Below are 12,628 nucleotides of genomic sequence, written 5' to 3'. Positions count from 1 at the left end.
CATCGGGCTCTGCCAGGTGCTTTGGGGCGGCCCGATGGCCGGGCAAAGAAACGGGGCGCCCGGTCAGGGCACCCCGTTTCGCTGTTCTTGCGGCGTCAGACGCTTTCGAGGATCCGGTCGACGGTGCGGCGCACCTCCTCCTTGGTGTTGCCGGTTTTCTGCTGCAACACGCCCTCCATCTGCTCGCGGTCGCCTTTTGCCTCTTCGATCTCGTCATCGGTCAGATCGGCATAGCTCTCGCGCAGACGACCCTTGATTTCGGTCCATTTGCCTTCGATCTGGTCGCGGTTCATCGGTGCGTCCTCCTTGATGTCAACGCAGGGCTGGCGGCCCTGAATGGGTTACGGGGAGAGAACGCGTGACAGGGCGATTGCGTTCCACCCGACGGACGACCTGTCGCATGTGTCGCGGCCATGGCACAAAAAAGAACCGGCGGCCCTGATCCGGGCCGCCGGTTGACGCATGACAGCGCAGTCAAAGCCCCGCGTCAGGGCGAGCGTCCGCGCACGGCGCGGGCCACCATCGCGACCACGAAGAGCACGATGAAGACGAAGAACAGGATCTGCGCGATGCCAGCCGATGCGCTGGCGATACCTCCAAAGCCGAAAAGAGCGGCCACGAGGGCGATGATGAGAAAGGCGATTGCCCAACCAAGCATGGTAATTACTCCTTTGCAGTGACAAAGGGGTAACGAACGGGCCGGGCTGCGGTTCCCTCGCCGCCTAGGGGCGCGGCATTTTCATGCCGGTCAGAAGAACGCCCGCCGCCTCGAGGGCGGTCGTCACATCCTCGGTACGAAAGGGCTGCCGCAGGCTGGTGCGCACCAGCGGCGTCTCGGGCGCGGGGTGCATGTCGTCGGTGATCCAGATCACGCGGGCCAGCGCCTTGGACAGGGTTTGAAACGCCGTCTCATAGGCCGTGGCATTGCGCGACACTTCGATCAACGCCGCGTCATAGCATTGGCCATCCAGATCGTCGGGGCGCAATGTGTCGGCACGATCGACCAAGGCCGCAGACCCCGTTTCGGCCAGTGTCTCGCAAAGGTCCTCGAGCACGATGAGATCGTGATGGACGACAAGCAGTCTGAGGCTTTGCGCCTGAGCGTCGAGAGACATGATGCCACCTTCACCTTGCGGAGCCGACGCGACCGGCCCAGGAAGCAGCACGGAGGGTTCGCCTAAAGGGGCCAAACAAAATACCCCTGCGGCACATCGTGTCCGATTTCTTGTGCAGCTACAAGATGTGTTTGTCGGGTGACATAGGCGTGAGCGAAACGGCGCCGTTCGCAGTCGCTTGGGCCCGCGCCCGTCGCGCGCCCCCTAGATCAGCGGGCGTGGGGCGGCGGGCTGCTGCAAGTCGGCGTCCAGCATCGCCTTGGCCCGCGACAGGTCGAGCATGCGCAACCTCTTGTCCTGCAGCGACAGGATCTGGCGCTGGCGCAAGGCCTGCAGTGTCTTGTTGGTGTGCACCAGCGACAGGCCAAGCGCATCGGCCAGATCCTGCTGCCGATAGGGAAAGGGCACGCCCCGCGCATCCCCCAACCCCGCCATGCGGCAACGGTCGTGAAACCGCAACAAGCCCCAGACGATGCGCGTTTCGGCCGGCGCCTGACCGACGATGGCCAGGGCCTCGCCCAGAAAGCTTTCCTCGATGGCCGCCAGCCAGGTCAGATCGAAGGCGATGGCGGGCTGCGCCTTGAACAGCGACCACAGGTCCGCGCGATTGAACACGCACAGCGTCATCGCAGTCGAGGCCTCGACCGAATGCTGCATCTCTTTCATGACGCCCGCCTGCAAGCCTACGAAATCGCCCGGCAGCACGAAATTGATGACCTGCCTGCGCCCGTCCTCCAATGTCTTGTAGCGCACGCCCAGACCTTCGAGCGCGGTAAAGAGCTGCGGGCTGTTGGACCCCTGCAGCAGCAGTTGCGCGCCCGGCTCGACCTTTATTTCGCCGGCCTTGAAGCGGCGCAGAAAGTCGAGCTGTTCCTCGGGCAGTGACTTGAACTGCGACTGCCCCCTCAAGGGGCAGTTCTGGCAATGCGTGACCATGTCCTTTTTCACCCCCTATGTCGCAGTTTAATGCGCGCGCCCCGGCCAGCCGTCATGCTGCCCCTTTCCAGCAACCCGACAGAGGAGACCGCGTGACGCGACCAGATCAGACATATGGGCATCGCATGTTGGTGGTGCATTCAACACCCCTTGTGGCCGAAGACCTGCGCGAGATGCTGGTTTCTGCCGGGGCGAACCGGGTCGAGCTGGCGATCTCGTTGCCGGACGAGACCCCGCCCGAGCCGTTCGAGACGTGCTTTCTGTCCGTGTCACGCGATGCGCTCTCAGATATCACCTTGCTTGACCGGGTGGCGCGGATGGCGGCGCATGTCGTCCTGATCGTCGGGTTTCTCGAGGCCAAGCCGGACCTGCCGCCGGGATTTTCCGTCTTGTCCGAACCGTTCCGGGATGCCGATGTCCTTGCCGCCCTGCTGAGTGCCCGACAACACGGCGGCAGCGCGGCCTGAACCGCGCCGCCGCGCAGCCGGGGCACACTCAGGCCATGCCAAGGGCGCGGTGGTTCATGTCCGGCTTTGTTCCGCGCGGGGGCCGAAAAGCAGCCAGGCGATGAACCCCAGGATGGGCAGCAGGATCACGGCAAGACACCACAGAACCTTCTTGCCGGTGCTCGACGCCGATCCGATGATCGACACGATGGCCCACAAATCCAGGATCAGGATGATCAGGCCGCCTAGTCCGGTTATCTCTAGCATGGGTGTCTCCCTCAGGCTCGTTCGATTTCAGTGATGGATTTGAGAACCTCGTCGCCATCCTCCTGACGGATCAGAAAGGCCGGCGCATCCTCGCTGGCCTTTCGCGTGACCGAGGTGCCCTTGAGCGTGCGGGTCACGTCCGAGGTGAAACGGTCGACCACCTGCCCTGACGCGGTGCCCCCGCCCCAGGACCATGTGACGGCTGTGCCCTTGCGGATCATTGCGTTTCCCCGGTCGCCGCGTCGGCTTCGCTGTCGATGACGATGGACGGGCCGCCGCTGACGGCATCGCCGTCGCTGGTTTCGGTCGGGGCGCCGTCGGGCGCGGCCTGCTGGTCAAGCGGTAGCCCGGGCCACACGAACGCGGCCAAGGCCAGCAATGCAACGCAGACCAGCCCGAAGGTGATGCCCCAGATCGGGCCGCGATGACGTTTTGCTTGTTTGTCGAGATCGGTGTCGGGTGCTGACATCTGGTCCTCCTTGTCGACTGGGATAACGCGGCAGGCGGCGTCAGGTTCCCTCGCCGTCCGGGTCCTCGACCTCGGCCTTGACCTGACCCCACGCCAGAAAGGCGAAAACGGCGGTGCCACCGGCCACATTGCCGGCCAGAACCGGCAGGAAAAAATCAAAGACGGCCGCGCGCGCGCCAAGGTCGCCGGCGAAGATCAGCACCCACATCTCGACGCTGCCCGCGATAATATGGGTAAAGTCGCCCGCCGCGATCAGCCATGTGATCGCGACGATCAAGAGCACCTCGTTGCCCTGCTGTGCGGGCAGCATCCAGACGATCGCGGCCACCAGAACGCCCGCGGGGATCGCCTTGAGAAAGGCCACACCGGGGGCAAAGCCGGTGGCATGTTCGGACAGTTCAAAGATCGAGGTCAGGAGCGGCTCGGACATGGTGCCGGACCAAACGATAAAGGCCGCGGCGGCAGCGGCCCCCACCACATTCGCGGCCAGAACCAGCGCCCACAGCCGCAGAACGCGCATCAGGCACGACACCTCCCGGCGGGCCACAAGCGGCAGGATGGTGGTGATCGTGTTTTCGGTGAAGAGCTGCATGCGCCCCATGATCACTAGCAGAAACCCAAGGCTGTAGCCCAGGTTTTCGACAAGGTAGCTGGAGGGCGCATCCGGCAGATAGGTGCGAAAGATCGCCTCGCCCAGGACGGAAAAGGAAATCAACAGGCCGGCGGTTGTCCCCGACCACAAAAGCGACGCGGTCGGGCGGTTCAGTTCCTCGTCGCCGTCGCGGCGCACGACCTCGTAAATCATCTTGGACGACAGGCGGCCGGCGTCCTGAATGGCTTTTTCTTCTTGCATAAGAACTCCTGTCCCGTGACGCGCCTTCGCATCACGGGATCATGAAAACCGGGCCTGACGCGGGCTGCGCGGGCGGGGACGGGTCAGCCCGCCTGCAACAGGCTTTCGGTGGAGGCAAAGAACATCGCCTGGCTGACCGCCGCGCGCACCTGCTCTTCGGAATAGGGCTTGGCGATCAGGAAGGCCGGTTCGGGCCGTTCGCCGGTCAGCAACCGTTCGGGGAAGGCGGTGATGAAAATCACCGGCACATCGCCGAGGGTGGCCAGCAAATCGTTCACGGCATCGATGCCCGAGGATTTGTCGGCCAGCTGGATGTCGGCCAGGATCAGGTCGGGCTGGTGCTTCGTCCCCAGCTTGACCGCGCCGGCGCGGGTGCGCGCGATATCGACGACCGTGTGGCCCATGCCGCTGACGATCGCCTCGAGGTCCATGGCGATGATGGCCTCATCCTCGATGATCAACACGTCGCCGGTGACCATCTTGCCCATCTCGGCGCGCGCGCGGTCCAAAAGTTCTTGCGCCTCGGCCTTCGAGACCCCGAGGATCTCGCCGATCGCGTCCAACGGGAAGCCTTCGATCGTGTTGAGCAGCAACGCCTCGCGCGAATTGGGGCTGAGGCCGTGCAAACGCCATTGCGCCCGCTGTTCCAACAGGCTGTCGGGCGCGTCCGTATCCTCGACCACGGCGCCGGAACTGCTCCAGATCTGGTGGAACACGGCGAAGAGCCCGGCCTTGGCGCTGTCATGCCCGTCGATGGTGGACGGATCGGCCACGATCGCCTCGAGCGTGGCAATCGCATAGCGGTCGCCTGCATCCTGCGCGCCCGTCAGCGCCCGCGCATAGCGTCGCAGATATGGCAGATGCGTGGCGACAAGCTGGTCCAAGCTCATGTCCTTGCCGTCATTCGTGCTGCTGTCTGATGTCATTTTTGACCCCTCTCATTTTTTATGGAACCTTTTGCGGCTAGGTTGGTTCCCATCCTGCATGCAAAAAACCTCGGCACCTGAATGATGGCAGAAAAACGGACGAAATCCAAAGTGGATGAGCAGATCGATGAGAATCTCAAGCGCGTCTATGACGACGTGCTGAACGAGGCTGTCCCCGACAGGTTTCTTGACCTGATCGCGCAGTTGAAAAGCGCCAACACGGCGTCGGAGCGAAAACCTGACGGAAAGGATGGCGATGACGCGTGATCCCCGTGAGGAAATCGTCGAGCATCTGGCGTCCCTGCGGGCCTTCGCCATATCGCTGACGCGCAACGCGGCCACCGCCGACGACATCGTTCAGGATACGATCGTCAAGGCATGGTCGAATATCGACAAGTTCGAACCGGGCACCAACCTGCGCGCCTGGTTGTTCACGATCCTGCGCAACACCTACTATTCGCTGCATCGCAAACGCGCCCGCGAGGTCGCCGATGTCGATGGCGAATACGCGGCCCAACTGTCGGAAAAGCCCGAACATGACGGCCGACTGGCCATGACGGATTTCCGCGCGGCGTTTGCCCAGCTTCCCGACGACCAGCGGGAGGTGCTGATCCTGGTGGGGGCGTCCGGGTTTTCCTACGAGGAAGCCGCCGAGATGTGCGGCTGTGCGGTCGGCACCATTAAAAGCCGGGCGAACCGTGGTCGCAAACGGCTGGCCGAACTCATGCAACTCGAAGACGGCGAGGCCATGGAAATGACCGATGCCGCGACGCTGGGCGTCGTCAACGCGCCGCCCTCGGGATGAAGGCCCGAGAATTGCGCCCACGGCATTGGGCGCGGTCGCTGAGCACCCGGCTTCTGATCTTTCTGAGCATCGCGCTGCTGCCGCTCGGGGTGATCGCGGTGTATCAGACCGTTCAGGTGATCGAGGAAACCCGGCGTCTGGCCGAACGCGATGCCGTCTCGCGCACGTCGGAAGCCGCCGATGAACAGCAAGTTCTGCTGGAACGCGCGTTCGGCTCGGCCTATGCGCTTGGCGAGACGGCGGCCAACCTGCGCGACGATCCCGCGACCTGCGCGGCCATCATGGCCGATTTCGTCGCGAACCATCGCGACTATGTGTTCGCCGGTTTCGTCAATGCCGATGGGGTGATGCTGTGCAACAATGCCAGCGAAACCGTCGAATTCCGCGGCCGGCCCGATTGGGAAGAGTTCGTCGCCGACCCCGTCGCGCAGGTGAATGTCAGCCGCGCGGGCGAGGTTTCGGGCCATTCGGTCTATATCGTCTTCGTGCCGATTTTCGACGGCCAGACGCAGGAGCTGTTGGGCGGCCAGGCAATTTCGATCCCCCATGCCCTGTCGGCCACTTTGTTTGCCAATGACGACGACGGCCTTGAGCTGGCGCTGATCAACGCCGAGGGCGAGATTCTGGCCGCCAGCACGGGCATGAACGACCTCGGCGCCTTCGAGCGGCGCGGCGTGGTGCCCGATGCGCTCGAAATTCCGTCACGCGGCCTGCTGGTTGCGACCGATGCGCGACACCGGTTCAACCGCCCCACCGCCGTGGTGCCCCTGATCGGGGGGCAGATCTATGTGCTGGGTCTGTGGCGACCCGGCACGATGGACATGGGCGTCGGCCCACTGAGCCGAACCGTACCGCTGTTTCCTCTGCTGATGTGGCTGGCCAGCTTGGCAGTGGCCTACATCACCGTGAACAACCTGATCCTCAAGCCCCTGTCGCGGCTCTCCACCCGGATGCGCCGCTATCGCGGCGACAAGCCGGGCAAGGCCTTTGTCAGTCTTCCCGATGCCCCGTCCGAAATGATGGCGATCGCGGAAAGCTACAACACGTTGCTCGACCGCGTGGCCGCCGACACCGCGCAGTTGGAGGCGAATGTCCGGGAAAAGGAAACCCTGCTGCGCGAGGTGCATCACCGGGTCAAGAACAACCTGCAGCTGATCTCGTCGATCCTGAACATGCAGATGCGCGGCGTGCAGGACGACAACGCGCGGCGTATCCTGTCGCGGGTACAGGACCGGGTGATGAGCCTGTCCTCGGTGCATCGGGTGCTGTACACCGACAACGAGTTGCAAAGCGTGCGGGCCGATCACCTGCTCGATGACGTGATCAAGGGGATCGCGGATCTGGTCAGCTCGGCCAGTACGCGCGTCGAGGTGAACGTCGATCTCCACCCCGTGCGCCTCGACCCCGACCAGGCCGTGCCCTTGTCGCTTCTGGCGACCGAGGCGATGACCAACGCGGTGAAATACGTGGCCCCCGACGATCACGGTCGGGCCGCGATCGACGTCACCCTGCGCAAGGAGGATGCCGACGAGGTCGTCTTTTCCATCAGCAACACACGCGGCGCCGAGGACGCGGCGCTGCACCACGACAGCGACGCCACCAGCACCGGGCTTGGGGCCCGTCTGATCCAGTCCTTTGCCTCGCAACTGGGCGGCGAGGTCGAGATCGTTCACAGCACGACGGCCCATATCCTCGAGCTTCGCTTCGAAAGCCTGCCGGCGACCTGACGTGCGGCCCCGCGCCCGGAAAAAAGGCCCGCCGGTCGGCAAACCGGCGGGCCTGTTTGTCATGTGGCGCCCATCAGTCGGCGCGGCGGTGGCTCGGGCCGTCCTTGGCCAAGCTCGACTTGGGGGCGTTGTCATCCTCCATCCGCTCAATGGTGCGGCGGCGCGACCAGATGGCAAAAACGATCACGGCGCCAATGGTGCCGAGCGACAGAAGCGACGGAATAAGAAACGGGATATCCATGAATGCGGTTTCCTTTGACTGAGTGTGGCAGCGCGCCGCCCTGTCTGGGGTGCTGCGCGCCTTCGTTGGAAAAACGCGGGTCCGGCCCCCATGTTCCGCTGCGGAACGAAAAAAAGGCCGAGAGTGGGGCAAACACTCTCGGCCTTCACGAGGGACGACGCCGGTGGGAAGAGGGGACAGTCAACGCCGCCCGGCATTCAGGGGCTGAACGGGCGCCCTGATGCCGGGTCAACGGCCGGCCGGCGCCGAAGTTCCGTGTCCGGGCACATTTTTTTCAAGAACCGCATCGACATCGCGCAACTGCGCCCGGTCGCGTCGATAGGCCATGGCCGCCGTCACCAGTGCCCGAAACAGCCGGCGGTGGCGGCGATCATAGAAAATGTGCTCGGGGTGCCATTGGACCCCCAGGGCATAAGGATCGCGCGTACGTTCGACGGCCTGCACCATGCCCGAGCCGTCGCGCGCCGAGACCTGCAGCGACCGGCCCAGCCGATCGACCGACTGGCTGTGCAGCGCGTTGACGCGCATGTCCCCCGCGCCCACGATCTGGCCCAGCCTGGACCCCGCCGCAATCTCGACCGTGCGGCGCGGCAGGATGGTGCGATAGCGTCGCCCGCCATGGACGGCATAGGCATCCTGATGCAGCGTGCCGCCCGAGGCGACGTTCAGCATCTGCGCGCCGCGGCAGATCCCGAACACGGGGATGCCGTCCTCGACGGCGCGTTCGACGATCCAGCGCTCCATCGCATCGCGGGCATGATCCAGCCGTGCCTCGGCCTGCAAGGTGCCGTGATAGAGCGTCGGTGCGATATCGTCGCCGCCGCCGATGATCACGCCATCCACGGCGTCCAGATCCACGTCGGCAGCGGTTTTCCACTTCACCGCCCGTCCGCCGGTCAGCCACAGGTTCAGCACCATCAGGGGAAAGATGCGCCAGGCCGAGCGGCGCGATACCGTGACGCCAATCAGCGGGCGGGTCATCGGGCATCCTCCGTCGCGGGGGCATCCAGCAGGCGCCGCACGCGTGTAGACCAGCGCCCCCGCTGCAGGGCGGGTTGCCCGGACCATTCCGCACGATCCTTGCGCAGGCGCTCGAACAGCTCTGGCGACGCGGCAAGGCGTTCGACCGCCAGCCACATCGACCACGGCTCGAAAATCGACCAGCCCGCCTCGTCGATACGACAGTCGGGCATGCGGAAATGATAGGCGGGGCGGGGCTTGGTCTCGGTCCCGTCCGTCAGCCGCCCGGCGACCGCATCCGGCGCGAGATGGGCAAAGATCGGCAACAGGTCCAACCCATGATTTCGGGTCGGCGCGTGGCGCAGGTAGGTCTCGATCAACGCGGACAGGCTGTCGGGTTCACTGTCGGCCAGATCGTCGATCAGGACATCGGGATAGGGCTGAACGAAGGGCAGAACGCGGCGCGACAGGTCGATCCCGGACGAGCGGCGCAACTCGGCCTCGAGCAGCGCATAGGCCGTGACGATGCGCCAGAGATGTCCGGGCGTCGCTTCGGCGATTTCGACGTTCAGGTGAACGCCGAACCCCAGCAGCCAGCCCTGCCGCGACCCGGTGGCCCCGGCCCCGCGCAGGGCGTCGACGACCGCGTTCAAAACGGGCAGATGCGCAGGCTCGAAGGGCGCGGTGACCAGCTCGACCGGGACCACGAGTCGCGCAAGATCGACGGCGCCCTCCCCCGCAGCGCGCGCCACATCTTCGCGAAACCGCGTGTCCAGATAGACCTCGCATCGGCCCAGATCGGGGGTGTCGATCCGCCAGACATTATGCGCATTTTCGCCGAGCGTGCCGCCCGCCACGGACTGGATGATGTGCGCCGCCGCGTCTTCGGTCAGGCCGCCGAATTCCAGTTCGACGCCAAGTCGCCGAGGCTGCCCATCCGCGCCGCGCGCGGTGGGCCAGTCGGGTGTGTTCATGAAATCAGTCATGAGATGGGAACCCGCGCGAACCGGGCCGGTTCCCCCGCGCCCAAAGCGTCGCCCCGCGCGTCATTGCGACCGCAGCGCGTCGATCAACGCATCCTTGGTCATGTCCGTCCGGCCCTTTACGTCCAACTCGCGCGCGCGCTCCATCAGGTCGTCCTTGGTCCAGTCCTCATAGGGGGGCGCCTTGCCGCCCTTTTGCGATGGCGACATGGCGTCATTGGCCTGGGCGTTGGCGATACGGGCGGCCTTGGTCTTGCCGTAGCCCTTGTCGCGCAGGGCTTCGTAGGTGTCTTCGTCCTTGATCGAGGGCATTTGCTTGGGCATGGCGGCCTCCTTTCCGTGTCCCGCAAACGCACCGGCCCGCGCGGATGTTCCGCATCTTGGAACCGCTGGCGCGACACGCGGGTTGTACCCGCGAAAGGAGACCGCCATGCCCATCGACACGCACGACCCGACAGCCGCGCTGTCGCAACTGACGACGAATATCGCCGACATCATCCGAGGCTACGAGGTGATGGAGGACAAGGCCGACGTCGAGCTGCGCCCCGTCGCCCAGAGGCTGCACGCCCTGCACGAGGCACATGCCGCCGAATTGCTGACGGTGATGGAGAATATGGGCGGCCGCCCCGAGGATACCGGCTCGATGATGGGGGCCGTGCATCAGGCCGTCGCCACCGGGCGCGACTGGCTCGGCACGCTGGATGCGTCGGCCATTCCGCAGATCGTGTCGGGGGAAGAACGGCTGCTGTCCTCCTATGACGCGGCGCTCGACACGGCCGAGCCGCGCCCGGAACTGCACAAGCTGCTCCTGCATCAGCGCGACACGCTCAAATCCCAGATTGACGCGCTCAAGCGCCATTGAGGGAACCAGCGGGCCGGTTCGCCGGTTTGTCCCCCAGAGACCCGACCACAAACCGCCGTTTCGACCGACCACGGCGGATATGAAAGGAGTGTGCCAAATGGCAAAGTCAGCCCACAGCACGAAAATGGCCGAACTCAACACACCAAACCCCCAAGCGCCGGAGGGCCGTGGCAGCATCCCGCCCGAGCGCCGCACCGTCACCCCGACGCCGGACGACGTGAAGGCGCAGGCCGACAGCGACGATGACAGCGTGGCCGATGCGGCCCGCAAGGCCGCTGCCGAGCAGACCAGGGCCGCCAAGGACGCGGCCGCCGCCCGCGCCTCGGATCAGGCCGCGCGCCTGCGCGACGCCGGCGAGAGTTTCGATCCGGGCTCGTTTGCGCATGCCGCGTCCGAGCGCCTGGCCGACAACCTGAGTGACGCCGCCCGCTCGATCCGCGATACGGATCTGACCCATGTGGCCGACGATCTGGCCAGTTTCGCACGCCGCCAGCCCCTGCTGTTCTTTGGGGGCGCGGCGCTCTTGGGCTTTGCCGCCGGACGCATGCTGAAAGCGTCCGAGCGCGCCGATACAGATACGACGGGCCTGTCGCCCCATGATCGCGGGGTGTCGTGATGTCGGATCCCACCTCGCATCCCGGCGACGACGCGCCGTTGCGGGAGCTGATCAGCGATATCGTGACCCGCATCACGGTGCTGTTGCGCAAGGAATTCGACCTTGCGCGCAGCGAAGTGTCGGAGAACCTGAACCGCGCCGCCTTTGGCGCCGGGCTGGTGGTGGTGGCCGTCATTCTGGCGCTGACCGCGCTGAATGTGCTGGCGGTGGCCGCCGTCGTGGCCCTGATGACCACCGGACTGGATGTCATCTGGGCGACGCTGGCCATTGGCGGGGCGGGTCTGATCGTGGCGATCATCCTGGCCGCGATCGGCATCCGGCGCGTCAAGCCTGCCAACATCGGCCCCCACCCGCAGCTTGCGCGAATTGCGCCGCAGCACCGATGCGGCGAAGGAGGCCGTCAATGCGTGACCCCGACACCATCGAGCGCGAAATCGCCGCAGAACGCGACCTGCTGGTGCAATCGCTGCGCGCCCTCGACGCGCGCCTGTCGCCAGAGGCCATCGTGGAGCGCGCGACCGACCGTTTGCGCGGCCCCGCCAGCAACGCCTCCGAGCTTGTGCGCGACAACCCTCTGGCGCTTGCGCTTATCGGGTCCGGGGTGGCGTGGCTTTTCGCCAGCACCACACGCGACGGTACAGCGCCGACCCAGACCCAGACGACGCGCGCCGCCTATGACCGGCGCGAGACACCCACGGCGTCCGGAATGCCGGATGCCGCCGATCCGATGGTCGGTTTCGACGCGCGTGTGGCTGCGGCAGACGCCGCCATGCGCCAGCAAGACCAGGAAGGAGACGATATCATGTCCATGACTGACACCAGCTACCACGACAGTGCCGCAGCGACCAACGCGGCAGAGGGCAAACGCGCCCGGCTGCGCCAGAGCGCCACTGAAATGCGCGCCCGCCTGCATGACGGGCTCGACACCTTGCCAGACGCGGCGAAGGCACGCGTTCTCGAGGCGCGGCTGAAGGCCATCGAGGTGCAGCACGCCGTCGAGGCGCGGATTGCGCGCGGCTCGGACTCGGTGCGCAAGGGCGCCAACGAGAATCCGCTGCTGGTCGGCGCCATCGCCTTTGGCGTTGGCGCGGCCCTGGCGGCGGCCCTGCCGCGGACCTCGGCCGAGAATCGCACGCTGGGCGCGCATCGCGATCAGCTGCTGGACGAGGCCGACCGGATCTTTCGCGAAGAGACGGCGAAACTGCGCAACGTCGCCGAAGCCGCCGTCGAGGAAGGCAAGGAGGCGGTGAAAGACACCTTGCGCAACGGCCCGCCGAGCGAAGACGACCCCGTGGACCGCGTCCATGCCGCCGCCAAGCGCGAAGCCAAGCGTCAAGGGGTGGGCGACGTCAGCTGACCGCCGCGACCCCCGTCGACTCATCCGCACGTGACAGCCCCGGCCAGCCATGGTCGGGGCTTTCT

At 65.6% G+C, this 12,628-nt stretch carries 20 protein-coding genes and 1 pseudogene; 8 read left to right on the top strand and 13 right to left on the bottom strand.

All coding sequences use genetic code 11. The features are described 5' to 3' along the window. Positions 1-95: 95 nt before the first annotated feature. The 4 genes from ROSELON_RS13240 to ROSELON_RS13225 all read right to left on the bottom strand — a co-directional run bounded on the left by ROSELON_RS13240 (position 96) and on the right by ROSELON_RS13225 (position 2,063). Complete coding sequence (locus tag ROSELON_RS13240) at positions 96-293, bottom strand: CsbD family protein (protein WP_025312835.1); 198 nt, start codon at positions 291-293, stop codon at positions 96-98. A 194-nt stretch (positions 294-487) separates the two neighbouring features. Continuing rightward, positions 488-658, bottom strand: a complete 171-nt coding sequence (locus ROSELON_RS17870; protein WP_025312834.1) for a DUF1328 domain-containing protein — start codon at positions 656-658, stop codon at positions 488-490. 64 nt (positions 659-722) lie between these two features. After that, complete coding sequence (locus ROSELON_RS13230) at positions 723-1,115, bottom strand: hypothetical protein (protein WP_156945946.1); 393 nt, start codon at positions 1,113-1,115, stop codon at positions 723-725. A 204-nt stretch (positions 1,116-1,319) separates the two neighbouring features. Continuing rightward, positions 1,320-2,063 (bottom strand): Crp/Fnr family transcriptional regulator, encoded by a 744-nt coding sequence (locus ROSELON_RS13225; RefSeq protein ID WP_342665295.1) that lies wholly within the window; start codon positions 2,061-2,063, stop codon positions 1,320-1,322. 80 nt (positions 2,064-2,143) lie between these two features. Between ROSELON_RS13225 and ROSELON_RS13220 the strand changes: the two genes are divergently transcribed. After that, the gene (locus ROSELON_RS13220) at positions 2,144-2,518 is read left to right on the top strand and encodes an ANTAR domain-containing protein (RefSeq protein WP_156945945.1); all 375 of its coding nucleotides are present in this window, start codon (positions 2,144-2,146) and stop codon (positions 2,516-2,518) included. Between the two features lie 54 nt (positions 2,519-2,572). On the opposite strand, the gene ROSELON_RS13215 is transcribed toward ROSELON_RS13220, so the two are convergent. The 5 genes from ROSELON_RS13215 to ROSELON_RS13195 all read right to left on the bottom strand — a co-directional run bounded on the left by ROSELON_RS13215 (position 2,573) and on the right by ROSELON_RS13195 (position 5,012). Further along, positions 2,573-2,764, bottom strand: a complete 192-nt coding sequence (locus ROSELON_RS13215; RefSeq protein ID WP_025312830.1) for a PLD nuclease N-terminal domain-containing protein — start codon at positions 2,762-2,764, stop codon at positions 2,573-2,575. 11 nt (positions 2,765-2,775) lie between these two features. Next, positions 2,776-2,985 (bottom strand): hypervirulence associated TUDOR domain-containing protein, encoded by a 210-nt coding sequence (locus ROSELON_RS13210; protein ID WP_025312829.1) that lies wholly within the window; start codon positions 2,983-2,985, stop codon positions 2,776-2,778. Continuing rightward, positions 2,982-3,233 carry a hypothetical protein gene (locus tag ROSELON_RS13205; protein ID WP_025312828.1) on the bottom strand — a complete coding sequence of 84 codons (252 nt, stop codon included), beginning with the start codon at positions 3,231-3,233 and terminating at the stop codon, positions 2,982-2,984. Before ROSELON_RS13205 ends, ROSELON_RS13210 begins: the two co-directional genes overlap by 4 nt. A gap of 40 nt (positions 3,234-3,273) precedes the next feature. Continuing rightward, positions 3,274-4,086: a formate/nitrite transporter family protein gene (locus tag ROSELON_RS13200; protein WP_025312827.1), complete on the bottom strand. Its 813-nt coding sequence runs from the start codon at positions 4,084-4,086 to the stop codon at positions 3,274-3,276. 83 nt (positions 4,087-4,169) lie between these two features. Beyond that, the gene (locus tag ROSELON_RS13195) at positions 4,170-5,012 is read right to left on the bottom strand and encodes a response regulator (RefSeq protein ID WP_025312826.1); all 843 of its coding nucleotides are present in this window, start codon (positions 5,010-5,012) and stop codon (positions 4,170-4,172) included. An 84-nt stretch (positions 5,013-5,096) separates the two neighbouring features. Between ROSELON_RS13195 and ROSELON_RS13190 the strand changes: the two genes are divergently transcribed. Genes ROSELON_RS13190 through ROSELON_RS13180 form a run of 3 tightly spaced genes read left to right on the top strand, consistent with a single transcriptional unit; the run spans position 5,097 to position 7,544 of the window. Continuing rightward, entirely contained in the window at positions 5,097-5,279 is a 183-nt protein-coding gene (locus ROSELON_RS13190; RefSeq protein ID WP_025312825.1) for a NepR family anti-sigma factor, read from the top strand. Continuing rightward, entirely contained in the window at positions 5,269-5,817 is a 549-nt protein-coding gene (locus tag ROSELON_RS13185) for an RNA polymerase sigma factor (RefSeq protein WP_025312824.1), read from the top strand. Before ROSELON_RS13190 ends, ROSELON_RS13185 begins: the two co-directional genes overlap by 11 nt. A gap of 11 nt (positions 5,818-5,828) precedes the next feature. Next, entirely contained in the window at positions 5,829-7,544 is a 1,716-nt protein-coding gene (locus tag ROSELON_RS13180) for a sensor histidine kinase (RefSeq protein WP_217520164.1), read from the top strand. Between the two features lie 73 nt (positions 7,545-7,617). On the opposite strand, the gene ROSELON_RS18465 is transcribed toward ROSELON_RS13180, so the two are convergent. The 4 genes from ROSELON_RS18465 to ROSELON_RS13165 form a co-directional block, all read right to left on the bottom strand. Next, positions 7,618-7,785, bottom strand: coding sequence for a hypothetical protein (locus tag ROSELON_RS18465; RefSeq protein ID WP_198020759.1), 168 nt, complete (start codon positions 7,783-7,785; stop codon positions 7,618-7,620). 228 nt (positions 7,786-8,013) lie between these two features. Next, positions 8,014-8,766 carry a gamma-glutamyl-gamma-aminobutyrate hydrolase family protein gene (locus ROSELON_RS13175; RefSeq protein WP_025312822.1) on the bottom strand — a complete coding sequence of 251 codons (753 nt, stop codon included), beginning with the start codon at positions 8,764-8,766 and terminating at the stop codon, positions 8,014-8,016. Further along, entirely contained in the window at positions 8,763-9,719 is a 957-nt protein-coding gene (locus tag ROSELON_RS13170; protein WP_038651616.1) for an amidoligase family protein, read from the bottom strand. The genes ROSELON_RS13175 and ROSELON_RS13170 overlap by 4 nt, the downstream gene beginning before the upstream one ends. Positions 9,720-9,791: 72 nt before the next feature. Continuing rightward, positions 9,792-10,052: a DUF7218 family protein gene (locus ROSELON_RS13165; protein ID WP_025312820.1), complete on the bottom strand. Its 261-nt coding sequence runs from the start codon at positions 10,050-10,052 to the stop codon at positions 9,792-9,794. 106 nt (positions 10,053-10,158) lie between these two features. Between ROSELON_RS13165 and ROSELON_RS17585 the strand changes: the two genes are divergently transcribed. The 4 genes and pseudogenes from ROSELON_RS17585 to ROSELON_RS17580 all read left to right on the top strand — a co-directional run bounded on the left by ROSELON_RS17585 (position 10,159) and on the right by ROSELON_RS17580 (position 12,563). Beyond that, complete coding sequence (locus ROSELON_RS17585) at positions 10,159-10,590, top strand: DUF2383 domain-containing protein (protein WP_198020758.1); 432 nt, start codon at positions 10,159-10,161, stop codon at positions 10,588-10,590. 97 nt (positions 10,591-10,687) lie between these two features. Further along, on the top strand, positions 10,688-11,206 hold the full coding sequence (locus ROSELON_RS13155; protein ID WP_156945944.1) for a hypothetical protein: 519 nt from the start codon (positions 10,688-10,690) through the stop codon (positions 11,204-11,206). Beyond that, positions 11,206-11,541: pseudogene (locus ROSELON_RS19230) on the top strand (phage holin family protein); the annotation flags it as partial. The gene ROSELON_RS13155 and the pseudogene ROSELON_RS19230, both read left to right, overlap by 1 nt. Positions 11,542-11,609: 68 nt before the next feature. Continuing rightward, positions 11,610-12,563, top strand: a complete 954-nt coding sequence (locus ROSELON_RS17580) for a DUF3618 domain-containing protein (RefSeq protein WP_025312817.1) — start codon at positions 11,610-11,612, stop codon at positions 12,561-12,563. Positions 12,564-12,628 lie beyond the last annotated feature (65 nt).

The organism is Roseibacterium elongatum DSM 19469 (genome assembly GCF_000590925.1).
GTDB lineage: Bacteria > Pseudomonadota > Alphaproteobacteria > Rhodobacterales > Rhodobacteraceae > Roseibacterium > Roseibacterium elongatum.
The sequence above is the reverse complement of the archived record's forward strand: the minus strand, read 5'-3'. Positions and strand labels throughout refer to the sequence as shown.